The sequence below is a fragment of the Pseudomonas sp. GW460-LB5 genome (assembly GCF_059423245.1).
Genome location: NZ_JBWKXT010000028.1, coordinates 56,569 through 69,867, shown reverse-complemented (window position 1 = coordinate 69,867; position 13,299 = coordinate 56,569). Strand labels below are relative to the sequence as shown.

General features: G+C 63.8%; 11 protein-coding genes. 4 read left to right on the top strand and 7 right to left on the bottom strand.

Annotated elements, in window-relative coordinates:
* Positions 1–16: 16 nt before the first annotated feature.
* The 5 genes from AC07XM_RS17750 to exaC all read right to left on the bottom strand — a co-directional run bounded on the left by AC07XM_RS17750 (position 17) and on the right by exaC (position 6,046).
* Entirely contained in the window at positions 17–475 is a 459-nt protein-coding gene (locus tag AC07XM_RS17750; RefSeq protein ID WP_016484718.1) for a GNAT family N-acetyltransferase, read from the bottom strand.
* Between the two features lie 108 nt (positions 476–583).
* Positions 584–1,402: an ethanolamine ammonia-lyase subunit EutC gene (gene eutC / locus AC07XM_RS17745; protein WP_095117023.1), complete on the bottom strand. Its 819-nt coding sequence runs from the start codon at positions 1,400–1,402 to the stop codon at positions 584–586.
* A gap of 8 nt (positions 1,403–1,410) precedes the next feature.
* Positions 1,411–2,805 carry an ethanolamine ammonia-lyase subunit EutB gene (locus tag AC07XM_RS17740; protein ID WP_102689887.1) on the bottom strand — a complete coding sequence of 465 codons (1,395 nt, stop codon included), beginning with the start codon at positions 2,803–2,805 and terminating at the stop codon, positions 1,411–1,413.
* A 45-nt stretch (positions 2,806–2,850) separates the two neighbouring features.
* Positions 2,851–4,299: an ethanolamine permease gene (eat, locus tag AC07XM_RS17735; RefSeq protein WP_023047371.1), complete on the bottom strand. Its 1,449-nt coding sequence runs from the start codon at positions 4,297–4,299 to the stop codon at positions 2,851–2,853.
* 226 nt (positions 4,300–4,525) lie between these two features.
* The gene (exaC, locus tag AC07XM_RS17730; RefSeq protein ID WP_016484722.1) at positions 4,526–6,046 is read right to left on the bottom strand and encodes an acetaldehyde dehydrogenase ExaC; all 1,521 of its coding nucleotides are present in this window, start codon (positions 6,044–6,046) and stop codon (positions 4,526–4,528) included.
* A gap of 255 nt (positions 6,047–6,301) precedes the next feature.
* On the opposite strand from exaC, the gene AC07XM_RS17725 reads away from it, so the two are divergent.
* From AC07XM_RS17725 to AC07XM_RS17710, 4 genes are all read left to right on the top strand, one after another.
* Positions 6,302–8,332 carry a sigma-54-dependent Fis family transcriptional regulator gene (locus tag AC07XM_RS17725; protein WP_016484723.1) on the top strand — a complete coding sequence of 677 codons (2,031 nt, stop codon included), beginning with the start codon at positions 6,302–6,304 and terminating at the stop codon, positions 8,330–8,332.
* Between the two features lie 66 nt (positions 8,333–8,398).
* On the top strand, positions 8,399–9,748 hold the full coding sequence (gene mpl, locus AC07XM_RS17720; RefSeq protein WP_102689888.1) for a UDP-N-acetylmuramate:L-alanyl-gamma-D-glutamyl-meso-diaminopimelate ligase: 1,350 nt from the start codon (positions 8,399–8,401) through the stop codon (positions 9,746–9,748).
* A complete protein-coding gene (gene ubiX / locus AC07XM_RS17715; protein WP_016484725.1) occupies positions 9,745–10,374 on the top strand; it encodes a flavin prenyltransferase UbiX in 630 nt (209 codons plus the stop codon). Before mpl ends, ubiX begins: the two co-directional genes overlap by 4 nt.
* Positions 10,371–10,658, top strand: a complete 288-nt coding sequence (locus tag AC07XM_RS17710; protein ID WP_016484726.1) for a YceK/YidQ family lipoprotein — start codon at positions 10,371–10,373, stop codon at positions 10,656–10,658. Before ubiX ends, AC07XM_RS17710 begins: the two co-directional genes overlap by 4 nt.
* Positions 10,659–10,740: 82 nt before the next feature.
* On the opposite strand, the gene AC07XM_RS17705 is transcribed toward AC07XM_RS17710, so the two are convergent.
* Positions 10,741–11,388 (bottom strand): oxidoreductase, encoded by a 648-nt coding sequence (locus tag AC07XM_RS17705; RefSeq protein ID WP_016484727.1) that lies wholly within the window; start codon positions 11,386–11,388, stop codon positions 10,741–10,743.
* A 27-nt stretch (positions 11,389–11,415) separates the two neighbouring features.
* The gene (locus tag AC07XM_RS17700) at positions 11,416–13,149 is read right to left on the bottom strand and encodes a C13 family peptidase (RefSeq protein ID WP_016484728.1); all 1,734 of its coding nucleotides are present in this window, start codon (positions 13,147–13,149) and stop codon (positions 11,416–11,418) included.
* Positions 13,150–13,299 lie beyond the last annotated feature (150 nt).

Here is a 13,299-nt window from a genome sequence, read left to right as displayed (position 1 = left end):
TGTACCGGCATGCGGGTCAATCCTGGCTGATTGGCAGGATGTAGCTTTTGAACTCGGTATCTTCACGAAACCCGATGGATTCGTAGGTCTTGTGCGCTACCTCATTGTCCGCACTGGTCGACACCCGCATGCGCACGGCGTTGGTTTCCTTGGCCATTTTCTTCGCTTCACGCATCAGGTGGTCGGCCACCAGCATGCGCCGCGAGTCTTCGGCCACGTAGATGTCGTTCAGAATCCATACCCGTTTCAACGACAGCGACGAGTAGCTGGGGTAGAGCTGGCAAAAACCCATCAGCTTGCTGTCGTCATCATCGGGAAGTGCCAGGTAGATCACCGATTCATCCCGCTTCAGGCGCTTTTCCAAAAAGCTGCGCGAGCTGTCGGGGTAGGGCAACTGCCCATAGAACTCCCGGTATTTGACGAACAATGGGGTGAGCAGGTCGAGGTGTTCCAGGGTTGCCTTGATGATGCGCATGTGCGGCCCTCAGAGTCCATTTGGGGAAACAGCGGAATGCCAGCAGCTTTCAAGGGCATCCTGCCCAATGCATGTCACAAGTGCAATCCGCCTTTCGTGACAGGTTTTTTACCCTTTACCCAGCAGGAAGTTGCCTTTCTGGCTGGCGCTGCCTTCACTCTCCAGGCTATGGACCTCGGCTTCGTCCTTCAGATTCACTCCTGAAAGCTGCCGCCGGCAGGCTTCACGCATCAAGTACAGCAGGCGGTGCGCCGCCATGCCATAGCTCAACCCCTCCAGGCGGATGTTGGAAATGCAGTTGCGGTAGGCATCGGTCAGGCCCACCTTCGGCGCGTAGGTGAAATACAGGCCAAGGCTGTCGGGTGAGCTCAGCCCCGGGCGCTCGCCGATCAGCATCACCGTCATCCGTGCGCCCAGCAGTTCACCGACCTCGTCGGCCACTGCCACGCGCCCCTGCTGGACCAGCACAACCGGGGCGCTGGTCCAGCCGTCGGCGGCGGCCTGTTCCTCGAAACGGTTCAGAAACGGCAGGGTGTGACGGTGCACGGCCAGCGCTGACAGGCCATCGGCGACCACAATGGCCAGATCGACACCGCCGGGGTTGGCCTGGGTGTGCTGGCGCAGGGTGGCAATCGACGCATCGTTCAGTCGCCGGCCCAGGTCCGGGCGTTGCAGGTACTGATGGCGGTCACTGGCGGCGCTGTGCAGCACCAGGCTTTCGCGTCCGCGCTCACTCAGCTGGGTAGCCAGGCCGGCATGATCGAACGCCAGGTGCACGGCATCGCGGGCTTGGGCATGGGCGAACTGGAAGTCCAGCTGCGCCCCGGTCGGCAGGCTGGTGCCGGCGCGGCCCAGGGCGATGCGCGCCGGGGTCAGGTTGCGCAGGGCCAGCCAAGGGTTGTCGGGGGTAGGCGTGCGATGGTCCATGGTCATCCCTATGCAAGCTGTGCCAAGGCCTGGCGGAAAGCCAGGGGCAGGTTGTCACCGAAACGCACCCGGCCATCGGCCTGGGTGAAGATGCCGGTGCGGGCCAGCCATGCCTCGAACTCCGGCCCGGGCTTCAGGCCCAAGGTCTGGCGTGCGTACAGCGCGTCGTGGAACGAGGTGGTCTGGTAGTTGAGCATGATGTCGTCGGAGCCAGGGATGCCCATGATGAAGTTGATCCCGGCCACCCCCAGCAGGGTCAGCAGGGTGTCCATGTCGTCCTGGTCGGCTTCGGCGTGGTTGGTGTAGCAGATGTCGCAGCCCATCGGCACACCCAGCAGCTTGCCGCAGAAGTGGTCTTCAAGGCCGGCGCGGATGATCTGCTTGCCGTTGTACAGGTACTCCGGGCCGATGAAACCGACCACGGTGTTGACCAGAAACGGCTTGAAGTGGCGGGCCACGGCATAGGCACGGGTCTCGCAGGTTTGCTGGTCGACGCCATGGTGGGCGTTGGCCGACAGTGCGCTGCCCTGGCCGGTTTCGAAATACATCAGGTTTTGCCCAAGGGTGCCGCGTTTCAGCGACAGGCCCGCTTCGAACCCCTCCTGCAACACGTTCAGGTTGATGCCAAACCCGGCGTTGGCCGCCTCGGTGCCGGCAATGGACTGGAACACCAGGTCCAGCGGCACGCCGCGGTTGATCGCCTCGATCGAGGTGGTGACATGGGTGAGCACGCAGGCCTGGGTGGGGATGTCGTAGCGCTGGATGATGGCGTCGAGCATTTCCAGCAGGGCACAGATCGAGGCAATGCTGTCGGTGGCCGGGTTGATGCCGATCATCGCGTCGCCGTTACCGTACAGCAGCCCGTCGAGAATGCTGGCGGCGATACCGGCCGGCTCGTCGGTCGGGTGGTTGGGCTGCAGCCGGGTAGACAAGCGCCCGCGCAAGCCCATGGTGCCGCGGAACCGGGTGACTACGCGGATCTTCTGCGCCACCAGCACCAAGTCCTGCACGCGCATGATCTTCGACACCGCCGCCGCCATTTCCGGCGTCAGCCCTGGCGCCAGTGCGCGCAGGCTGTCTTCATCGGCCTCTTCGCTCAGCAGCCAGTCGCGCAGGCCGCCCACGGTCAGGTGGCTGACCGGGGCAAAGGCCTGGGCATCGTGGGTGTCGATGATCAGGCGGGTGACTTCATCCGCTTCGTAAGGAATCAGGGCTTCATTGAGAAAGTGGGTCAGCGGGATATTGGCCAGCGCCATCTGCGCAGCAACACGCTCGCCGTCGTTGCTGGCCGCCACGCCTGCCAGGTAGTCCCCCGAGCGTGCCGGGCTGGCCTTGGCCATCACGTCCTTGAGGCTGTCGAAGCGGTAGACCAGGTGGCCTACCGTGTGTACGAAACTTGCCATACAAATCTCCAGAGCCGCGGGCTGCCCCGCGGCGGGTGGCAGCAATCAGTGCAAGGCCTCTTCGGCCTGCTGGATGGCGGCGAATTCCTCTTCCGGCGTGCCAGCGACCAGATGGTGGCGGCTGTAGAAAGCAAAGTAGGCAATCAATACCGCATAGATCACTGCGGCGCCAATCACCACACGCGGGTCAACCAGGAAACCGGCAACCACGGCGAGGCAGGCCAGCACCAGTGCCACGCCTGACGTGAAGATGCCACCTGGGGTGCGGTACGGGCGCTCCATCTTCGGCCGGCGGATGCGCAGGGTGATGTGCGCGGCCATCATCAGCACATAGGACAGCGTAGCGCCGAATACCGCCACCAGGATCAGCAAGTCGCCCTGGCCGGTCAGCGACAGGGCAAAGCCGATGATGCCGGGGATGATCAGGGCCAGTACCGGGGCCTTGCTTTTGTTGGTTTCCGACAGTTTGCGCGGCAGGTAGCCTGCGCGGGACAGGGCGAAGATCTGCCGGGAATAGGCGTAGATGATCGAGAAGAAGCTGGCGATCAGCCCGGCCAGGCCCACCAGGTTGACGAAGCCACCCATCCAGGTGCTGCCGCCGTAAGCCTTGGACAGCGCTTCGACCAGCGGGTTGCCCGATGCTTTCAGCGCTTCGGAGCCTGCACCGCCAGGGCCGACCACCAGGATCAGCAGGGCGAAGGCCAGCAGTACCAGCATGGCGCCGATCAGGCCGCGCGGCAGGTCACGCTTGGGGTTCTTGGTTTCTTCGGCGGCCAGCGGCACGCCTTCGACGGCAAGGAAGAACCAGATGGCGTAAGGGATGGCCGCCCACACGCCGACATAGCCGAACGGCAGGAAGCTGCTGGCGCCTACTGCGTCCGTTTTGGCGATGTCGAACAGGTTGGCTGCATCAAAATGGGGCACCATGCTCACCAGGAACACCGCCAGGGCGATAGCGGCGATGGCGGTGATGATGAACATCAGCTTCAACGCCTCACCCACACCAAAGATGTGGATGCCGATGAACACGATGTAGAACGCCAGGTAGATCATCCACCCGCCGATGCCGAACAGTGACTGGCAATAGGCGCCGATGAACACGGCGATGGCTGCGGGCGCAATGGCGTATTCGATGAGGATTGCCGTGCCGGTCAGGAAGCCGCCCCACGGGCCGAAGGCGCTGCGGGCAAAGCCGTAGCCGCCGCCTGCGGTGGGGATCATCGACGACAGTTCGGCCAGCGAAAAGCACATGCACAGGTACATGGTGGCCATCAGCAAGGTGGCGAGGAACATGCCGCCCCAGCCACCCTGGGCCAGGCCGAAGTTCCAGCCGGCATAGTCGCCGGAGATGACATAGGCCACGCCCAGGCCGACCAGCAGTACCCAGCCGGCGGCGCCTTTTTTCAGTTCACGTTGCTGGAAATAGTCCGACCCAACTTTTTCGAAGTCGACGGAAGAGCCTGCCGGCGAGCCGGCGGAATGATCGCTTGGCATAGATTCACCTGTTCTTTTTCTTGGTGGCCGGAAGGGTTCGGGCCGATGGTGATGTGTACTGCAGGAAGCGAGCCAGAGCGGTTGGTGCACGGTTGCCGCTCTGGGTTTTGTGTAGATCTGGCCCGGCCTCTTCGCGGGCTTGCCCGCTCCCACAGGTATTGCATCGGTTCTGGAAGCAACGGTGAACCTGTGGGAGCGGGCGAGCCTGCGAAGGCCGCGACGCGGTTTAGAAGAAGCCCAGCGGGTTGATGTCGTAGCTCACCAGCAGGTTCTTGGTCTGCTGATAGTGGTCGAGCATCATCTTGTGGGTCTCACGGCCAACGCCGGACTTCTTGTACCCGCCAAACGCCGCATGCGCCGGGTACAGGTGGTAGCAGTTGGTCCACACGCGGCCGGCCTTGATTCCGCGGCCCATGCGGTAGGCACGGTTGATGTCGCGGGTCCACACGCCGGCACCCAGGCCGAACTCCGTGTCGTTGGCAATCGCCAGTGCTTCGGCTTCGTCCTTGAAGGTGGTGACGCTGACCACCGGTCCGAAGATTTCTTCCTGGAACACGCGCATCTTGTTGTTGCCCTTGAGCAGGGTCGGCTGGATGTAATAACCGGTGGCCAGCGAGCCTTCCAGCTTCTCGACCTTGCCACCGGTCAGCAGCTCGGCGCCTTCGTCCTGGGCGATCTGCAGATACGAAAGGATCTTCTCGAACTGCTGCTGCGAGGCCTGGGCGCCGACCATGGTGTCGGTGTCCAGCGGGTCGCCGCGCTTGATCTGCAGCACCTTTTTCATCACCACTTCCATGAACTGCGGGTAGATCGATTCTTGCACCAGGGCACGCGACGGGCAGGTGCAGACCTCGCCCTGGTTGAAGAATGCCAGCACCATGCCTTCGGCAGCCTTTTCGATGAAGCTCGGCTCCGCCTGCATGATGTCTTCGAAGTACACGTTCGGCGACTTGCCGCCCAGCTCGACGGTGGACGGAATGATGTTTTCGGCCGCGCATTTCATGATGTGCGAGCCAACCGGGGTAGAACCGGTGAAGGCGATCTTGGCGATGCGCTTGCTGGTCGCCAGCGCTTCACCCGCTTCGCGGCCATAGCCTTGCACCACGTTGAGCACGCCAGGTGGCAACAGGTCGCCGATCACTTCCAGCAGCACGGTGATGCCCAGTGGGGTCTGCTCGGCAGGCTTGAGCACCACGCAGTTACCGGCGGCCAGCGCAGGCGCCAGCTTCCAGGCCGCCATCAGGATCGGGAAGTTCCACGGAATGATCTGCCCGACGACGCCCAGCGGCTCGTGGATGTGATAGGCCACGGTGCCTTCGTTGATCTCGGCGGCGCCGCCTTCCTGGGCGCGGATGCAGCCTGCGAAGTAGCGGAAGTGGTCGACGGCCAGCGGAATGTCGGCGTTGAGGGTTTCGCGGATGGGCTTGCCGTTGTCCCAGGTTTCGGTAATGGCCAGCAGCTCAAGGTTCTGCTCGATGCGGTCGGCAATCTTCAGCAGCACGTTGGAACGGTCCTGCACCGACGTGCGACCCCAGGCATCGGCAGCGGCGTGGGCGGCGTCGAGCGCCTTGTCGATGTCTTCGGCAGTGGAGCGGGGGAATTCGGCGATCAGTTTGCCATTCACCGGGGACGTGTTCTCGAAATACTGTCCCTTGACCGGAGCTACGAACTCGCCACCGATGTAGTTGCCGTAGCGGCTCTTGAAGGAAACCTTCGCGCCGTCGGTACCGGGATGTGCGTAACGCATGGTGTGTCTCCTGGCTGTTATGTTTGTTGGGGAGTTGAGAAGCGTAGAGCAAAGGTTGGGCCAGCGTTTGGCACGCCAGGCAAATCAATGACTTGGGTCAGTTGCCTGGGCCAGGTTGACGGGCGCTGTACCAGCACCGGTACGCAGTGGGGTGACACTTTGTGCCATTTGCGACACGTTGCCGCAGGGTGCATTGCAAAGCCATCCCGGGTGGAGGATGCTGATCAGACTCTCTATCTGCGGAGAACTACAACAATGCAGAGCAATCCTTTCAGTCGCCATGCCCAGCAAGTCCATACCGTTGCCCACGGTGGGGCCGGGGAGGGGGGCAGTGACCCGTCCATCGCCCGCTCATGGCTGCGCTGCCTCGAGGACTACCACCTTGACCCTGCTGTGATCGAGGCCCCGCTGGTGCTTGAGCACGGGCGCCTGCTGGAAAGCCGCGAGCGCCTGCACCAGGTGCTGCAAATTGCCGACCATGAGATGAACAGCCTTCACCAGCAGCTTTCCGGGGCTGGCCACGCGGTATTGCTGACCGACGCCCGCGGGGTAATCCTCAATTGCGTCAGCGCGCCCGCCGAGCGGCGCAGCTTCGAGCGTGCCGGGCTGTGGCTGGGCGCCGACTGGAGCGAAGCGCGCGAGGGCACCAACGGCATCGGCACCTGCCTGGTCGAGCGCCAGGCCCTGACCATCCACCAGAATGAGCACTTTCGGGGCCGCCATACCGGGCTGACCTGCTCGGCCAGCCCGGTGTTCGACCCCCATGGCGAACTGCTGGCGGTGCTTGATGTGTCGTCGGCCCGGCCTGATGTTTCCCGCCAGAGTCAGTTTCACACCATGGCATTGGTCAACCTCTCGGCGAAGATGATTGAAAGCTGCTATTTCCTACGCCATTTCGAGCAGCAGTGGTTGCTGCGTTTCCACCTGCAGGCCGAATCGGTTGGCCTGTTCAGCGAAGGTTTGCTGGCGTTCGACGGTGACGGGCGCATCTGTGCGGCCAACCAGAGTGCGCTGAACCTCTTGGGGACCGTGCGCGGTGGCGTGCTGGGCAAGCCCATGCAGCGCTTCTTTGCCTGCAGCCACGACGAGTTGTTCAACCGCGCCATGCCCGCTGGCAGTACGGTATGGCCGCTACACACCCGGGACGGCCGCCAGGTGTTCGCCAGCCTGCGCGGCCAGGCACGTACGCCGGTATGGTCAGTGCCCACCGCTTATCGCCAGCCCGTGCGCGAAGTGGAGCCGGCCATCTGCCTGCTCGACCCGGCATTACAAAACGACTTTCGCCGCTGCGTACGGGTGTTTGAGCGTGATGTGCCGTTGTTGCTGCGTGGCGAGACCGGTTGTGGCAAGGAGGCGTTTGCCCAGGCCGTGCACCAGGCCAGTGAGCGGCGCGGCAAGCCGTTTGTCGCCATCAACTGCGCATCGATCCCGGAGAGCCTGATCGAGAGCGAGCTGTTTGGGTACCGAGGTGGCAGCTTTACCGGCGCACGCAAAGAAGGCATGCGCGGCAAGCTGCTGCAGGCTGACGGCGGGACCTTGCTGCTGGACGAGATCGGCGACATGCCGCTGGCCCTGCAAACCCGCCTGCTGCGGGTGCTGGAGGAGCGCCAGGTGGTGCCGATCGGGGGTGAACCGCAGGCGGTTGATGTGCGCATTGTCAGCGCTACCCACCGCGACCTGCTGGAGCGGGTGGCACAGGGCAGTTTCCGCGAGGACCTGTATTACCGCCTGAATGGCCTGGAGGTGGCGTTGCCGGCGGTGCGCGATCGCAGTGACAAGGCGCAGTTGCTGGACTTCCTGCTGCGTCAGGAGGCGCAGGGGCATCGGGTCGAGCTGGAGCCCAGTGCGCGCCAGGCGCTGCTGGACTTCACCTGGCCGGGGAACGTGCGGCAAATGCGCAATGTACTGCGTACATTGGTAGCGCTTTGCGATAGCACCTTCATTGAGCTCTGCGACCTGCCCGCGACCTTCCGCAGCAATGCGGCCTCTGTGGGAGCGGGCTTGCCCCGCGAAGCAGGCAACGCGGTGGATGGCACCGGCCTTGCCGGTGTTCGCGGGGCAAGCCCGCTCCCAAACGGGTTCAGCAATAGCCTTGGAGATCATGAGCAAAACAGTCTCTCCCACAAGAGCACGCCGGTGCGCCTTGAGACCGCTGAGTGCGAAGCTCTCCTGTCAGTACTAGAGGCAAAACACTGGCACCTGACCCGCGTCGCCGAGCACCTGGGCATCAGCCGCAATACCTTGTATCGAAAACTGCGCAAACACGGCATCACCCGGGTTGACTAAGCGAAACAGCGAGTGCGAATTGTCGCGCCCTGGGCTACCCTGCCTCGATGTTTTGCGAGGTCAACCATGCATATTCACATTCTCGGTATTTGCGGCACTTTCATGGGCTCGCTGGCGGTGCTGGCCAAGGAACTTGGCCATCGCGTCACCGGCTCCGACGCCAATGTCTATCCCCCGATGAGCACCCAGCTCGAAGCCCAGGGCATCGAGTTGACCCAAGGCTATGACCCCGCCCAGCTGGACCCGGCGCCAGACCTGGTGGTCATCGGCAATGCCATGTCCCGTGGCAACCCGGCGGTGGAGTACGTGCTGAACAAAGGCCTGCCCTATGTTTCCGGCCCGCAATGGCTGGCAGACCACGTGCTGCAGGGCCGCTGGGTACTGGCCGTTGCCGGCACCCACGGCAAGACCACCACCAGCAGCATGCTGGCCTGGGTGCTGGAACATGCCGACATGAGCCCGGGCTTCCTGATTGGCGGTGTGCCGCAGAACTTCTCGGTGTCGGCGCGCCTGGGCGATACGCCGTTCTTCGTGGTCGAAGCCGACGAGTACGACAGCGCCTTCTTCGACAAACGCTCGAAATTTGTCCACTACCACCCACGTACCGCGATCCTCAACAACCTTGAGTTCGATCATGCGGACATTTTCCCGGACCTGGCCTCGATCGAGCGGCAGTTCCACCACCTGGTGCGCACCATCCCGGGCGAAGGCCTGGTCATTCACCCCACCACCGAGCAAGCGCTGGAGCGGGTGATCGGCATGGGTTGCTGGACCCCGGTGCAGACTACGGGCGAAGGCGGCCAGTGGCAGGCGCGCCTGCTCAGCGCCGACGGCTCGCGTTTCGAGGTACTGTTCGAGGGTGAGGTGCAGGGCGTGGTGGATTGGGCGCTGACTGGCCAGCACAACGTTGCCAACGCCCTGGCTACCTTGGCGGCGGCCCGCCATGTCGGCGTGGTCCCGGCCATGGGCATCGAGGGCCTGAGCGCCTTCAAGAGCGTCAAGCGGCGCATGGAAAAGGTTGCCGAAGTGCAGGGCGTGACCATCTACGATGACTTCGCCCACCACCCGACCGCCATCGCCACCACCCTCGACGGCCTGCGCAAGCGTGTTGGCGAGTCGCCTGTGATTGCCGTGATCGAGCCACGCTCCAACTCGATGAAGCTCGGCGCCCACCGTGACGGATTGCCGGAAAGCGTCAACGATGCCGACCAGGTGATCTGGTACGCCCCGGCCAACCTCGGCTGGGACTTGGCGGCCACCGCTGCGAAGTGCAAGGTACCGAGCGTGGTGGCCGACAGCCTCGACGCGATCATCGAGCGGGTCAAAGGCCAGGCACGCCCCGGCACCCACGTGGTGATCATGAGCAACGGCGGCTTCGGTGGCCTGCACGGCAAGCTGGCCGAGGCCCTGAAGTGAGCGGGCCGGAACGCATCACCCTGGCCATGACGGGCGCCTCGGGCGCCCAGTATGGCCTGCGGCTGCTCGATTGCCTGGTGCGCGAGGACCGCGAGGTGCACTTTCTGATCTCCAAGGCCGCGCAGCTGGTGATGGCCACCGAGACCGACGTGGTGCTACCGGCCAAGCCCCAGGCGATGCAGGCATTTCTTACCGAATATACCGGCGCCGCCGACGGCCAGATCCGTGTGTACGGCAAGGAAGACTGGATGTCGCCGGTGGCCTCAGGCTCCGGCGCCCCGGCGGCGATGGTGGTGGTACCTTGCTCTACGGGTACCCTGTCCTCGATCGCCACAGGTGCCTGCAACAATCTGATCGAACGTGCGGCAGACGTTACCCTCAAAGAGCGTCGCCAGCTGATTCTGGTACCCCGCGAAGCACCGTTTTCCACCATCCACCTGGAAAACATGCTCAAGCTGTCGCAAATGGGGGCGGTAATCCTGCCGGCGGCGCCGGGCTTCTATCACCAGCCGCAAACCATCGATGACCTGGTCGACTTTGTCGTGGCGCGCATCCTCAACCTGCTGGCCATTCCCCAGGACATGTTGCCGCGTTGGGGCGAGCATCATTTCGGGGTGGATGATTGAAGCGTGCGTTGCTAGGTGTGGCGGCGCTGGTGATGCTGGGCGGCTGCGCCACTGCGCGCACCCTGGATGCCGCCAAGCCAGGGGCACCGGTGGTGTATGCCGGTACCCGGCTGGATTTGTACGTCATCAATGGCGGGTGCTGCCCGCGGGACCACTACGGGGCTGATGCACCGGCCTATCCAGGCCTGGACCTGCCCGGCAGCATGCTGCTCGATACGCTGTTGTTGCCGTTGTCATTGCTGACTGCGGCCGGGGTAGGCTTCCAGGCCACCGGCGGCCTCTAGCCAGCGCCGTGCACCCTTGTGTGAGCGGCCTTGCGGCCCTATCGCGACACAAGGCCGCTCCTGCAACGGTCCAGTGCAGCTTTCAGGGGGTTTTGCCCAACTTGCGAAGCTCATCCGACTCCACAATCCGCACCCCGTCCTCTTCCTCCAGCGCCAGCCGCCACAAGGCTCGGGCCAGGGTACAAGCCTCGATCCCTCTGTACTTGCCGGGGATCAACCGGGAAAACGGCGAAGCCAGTTGTTCCGCGAGCCGTGGCTCAATCCGCTCGCCCAATAGCAAAGACGGCCGCACGATGGTCAGCTGCGGCCAGTCCTGGGCTTTGAGCGCTTCTTCCATCTCGCCCTTCACCCGGTTGTAGAAAATAGACGATTTTGGGTCGGCGCCCAGCGCACTGACCACCAGCAAATGCCGTGCGCCCATCTCCCGGGCACGCTTGCTGAACGCCACTACCATGTCCAGGTCCACTGCGCGGAAAGCCGATTCGGAGCCGGCCTGTTTCAGCGTGGTGCCCAGGCAGCAGTAGGCGATATCAACACGCCCGGCCAGCTGTGGAAGAAATACCGCCGGGTCGCCGACCGGGTTTTCCAGGTGCGGATGCCCGGCCAGCGGCCGGCGGGTAGGCGCCAGTACGCGGGTGATGGTGGGCTCGTTGAGCAGGCGGTCAAGCAGGTGCTCACCGGTCAGGCCGGTGGCACCGGCAAGCAGGACATGCTGAGGCGTCAAATACATGATGTCTCTCCCTTGTTACACACAAGTCTAGTGGCTGCCAGGCATTTTTGCCTGTCCTCCCACGTTGGCCTGTGCGGCGTTACGCAATGCTTCTTCGGCCTGTTGCCGGCGCAAGTGCTGCCAGTGTTCAAGTACTGCTGGCGGCGCCCACAGCTGGGGCTCCGAAGCCTCGAAGCCTTCCCTTTGTTCTCTTTCGGCAACGCTGGCGCGTGCCAGTTCAAACGCCTGTTTCAGGTCGTCGGTCTGGTTCAGTGCTTCTGCGAACAGGGCGTCACCAAAGTAGGTGAAATCGGCTTCTTCCGAGCACCCGAAGGACACGCGGTCGGCCCGAGCGGCGGTCATTATCACCGTGCGCTCATCCTTGAGCGGGGCAATGTAGCCGCCTGAATAGCACGCCGAGATGACGATTACCTTGTCGCGGTTTTTCAGTGGCGCCAGGGCGGTGGCCAGCTCGTCGGCAGTAAGGTCGGCCAGTTGCAGGCGCGGCTGGTCGAGCACCAACTGGTGGTCCTGGCTGCCGTGGCTGGTGAGGTAGATGAACACCAGGTCTTCGGGGCCGCTGCGTTCGGCCAGCGTGATGGCGGCACGGGTGAGGGTCTCGCGGGTGGCCATAGGTCGGGTGGCCATGTGGTCGCGGTGATTGACCAAGGTCACTTGGCCACGGGCGCCAAAGCGCACTTTGAGCATGTTGCTGACATAGTCGGCTTCTCGCAGAAACACGCTTTGCTGGCCATCGCCGGCCACTACCAGGCTGTAAAGCTGAATGGGCGGTGCCGAGCGCGGTACGCGCGCAAGCGCCTCTTCCAGCAGCCGGCCCTGGTTGAGCAGGGCCAGGTCGAGAGGGTCGGGCAGCAGCTTGCCTTTCTGGTCGCGTACGCGAACGCCGTTGGCCCAGGTGCCACTTTCGACCTGGCCACTGGCAAGGGTCAGCCGCCCATGGCCATGGTAGGCATCGTTCAGGAAGCCGCCGACATACGTGCTGCCGTCGGCCAGCTGCAGGCTGCCCTGGCCCGACAGGCGCCAGTCGATGAACTCGCCCTTGTAGTGGCTGCCGTCGCTGCCCAGCAGTTCGCCTTCGCCCACCAGCGAGCCATCCTTGAACTCGCCGATCCACACATCGCCATCGGCGCTTTCATAGCGGCCACGGCCTTCCAGACGGTTGTCCTTGAACTCACCGATGTACTGCTCGCCGTCGACGCTGTCGTAAGTGCCGCTGCCTTGCAGCTGGCCGTTGACGAAGCGCCCGCTGAACTGGTTGCCGCTGGCATCGCTGCGTACGCCGGCGCCGTTGGGCTTGCCCTTGGCGAACAGGCCTTGATAGCGGCTGCCGTCGGCCAGCTCCAGCTCGCCCGCGCCTTCGTACAGGTCGTCCTTGAACTGGCCGCGGTAGGTCTGGTCGGCTTGCTTGAGCGTGCCTTCGCCGTCGCGGCGGCCGTGCTTGAAGGTGCCACTGTAGTGGCTGCCCGGGGTGGTCAGGTCGCCCAGCCCCTCGAACAGCCCCTCGGCAAACTGGCCACGGTAAACCTCGCCGTTCTGGCCATGCCACTCGCCCTGGCCATGCCATTGCCCGTCCTTGAAGCCGCCGGCGTACCAACTGCCGTTGGGGTAGTCGATACGGCCCTCGCCCTGCAACAGGCCGTCGACCACTTGCCCCCGGTAACGCCCCCCGTCAGGCAGGCGTGCGTCCGGCGCAAGCAGCGATTCGCCATCGCCACAGGCGGCGAGCAGCAGGACCAAGGTAATGGGGAGCAGTGGACGCATGGTGAGGACCGGGCAATAGGTTTGCCGAGTATGACGCAGAATAAGGGGCCGAGACAGATAGGGCACAAGTAGAGGAGGCAACGGACCGGCGCGGCGAGATGGCTGTGGGGTGAATGTCGGGGGATCGAGGGTGGGCAGACAAGTGCATGC

Bases quoted from the DNA above. Each gene is read 5' to 3' on its own strand.
- AC07XM_RS17725 (WP_016484723.1), top strand. From the start codon at position 6,302: ATGCAGAGCAATCCTTTCAGTCGCCATGCCCAGCAAGTCCATACCGTT.
- AC07XM_RS17705 (WP_016484727.1), bottom strand. From the start codon at position 11,388: ATGTATTTGACGCCTCAGCATGTCCTGCTTGCCGGTGCCACCGGCCTG.
- eutC (WP_095117023.1), bottom strand. From the start codon at position 1,402: ATGGACCATCGCACGCCTACCCCCGACAACCCTTGGCTGGCCCTGCGC.
- AC07XM_RS17750 (WP_016484718.1), bottom strand. From the start codon at position 475: ATGCGCATCATCAAGGCAACCCTGGAACACCTCGACCTGCTCACCCCA.
- mpl (WP_102689888.1), top strand. From the start codon at position 8,399: ATGCATATTCACATTCTCGGTATTTGCGGCACTTTCATGGGCTCGCTG.
- exaC (WP_016484722.1), bottom strand. From the start codon at position 6,046: ATGCGTTACGCACATCCCGGTACCGACGGCGCGAAGGTTTCCTTCAAG.
- AC07XM_RS17740 (WP_102689887.1), bottom strand. From the start codon at position 2,805: ATGGCAAGTTTCGTACACACGGTAGGCCACCTGGTCTACCGCTTCGAC.
- eat (WP_023047371.1), bottom strand. From the start codon at position 4,299: ATGCCAAGCGATCATTCCGCCGGCTCGCCGGCAGGCTCTTCCGTCGAC.
- AC07XM_RS17700 (WP_016484728.1), bottom strand. From the start codon at position 13,149: ATGCGTCCACTGCTCCCCATTACCTTGGTCCTGCTGCTCGCCGCCTGT.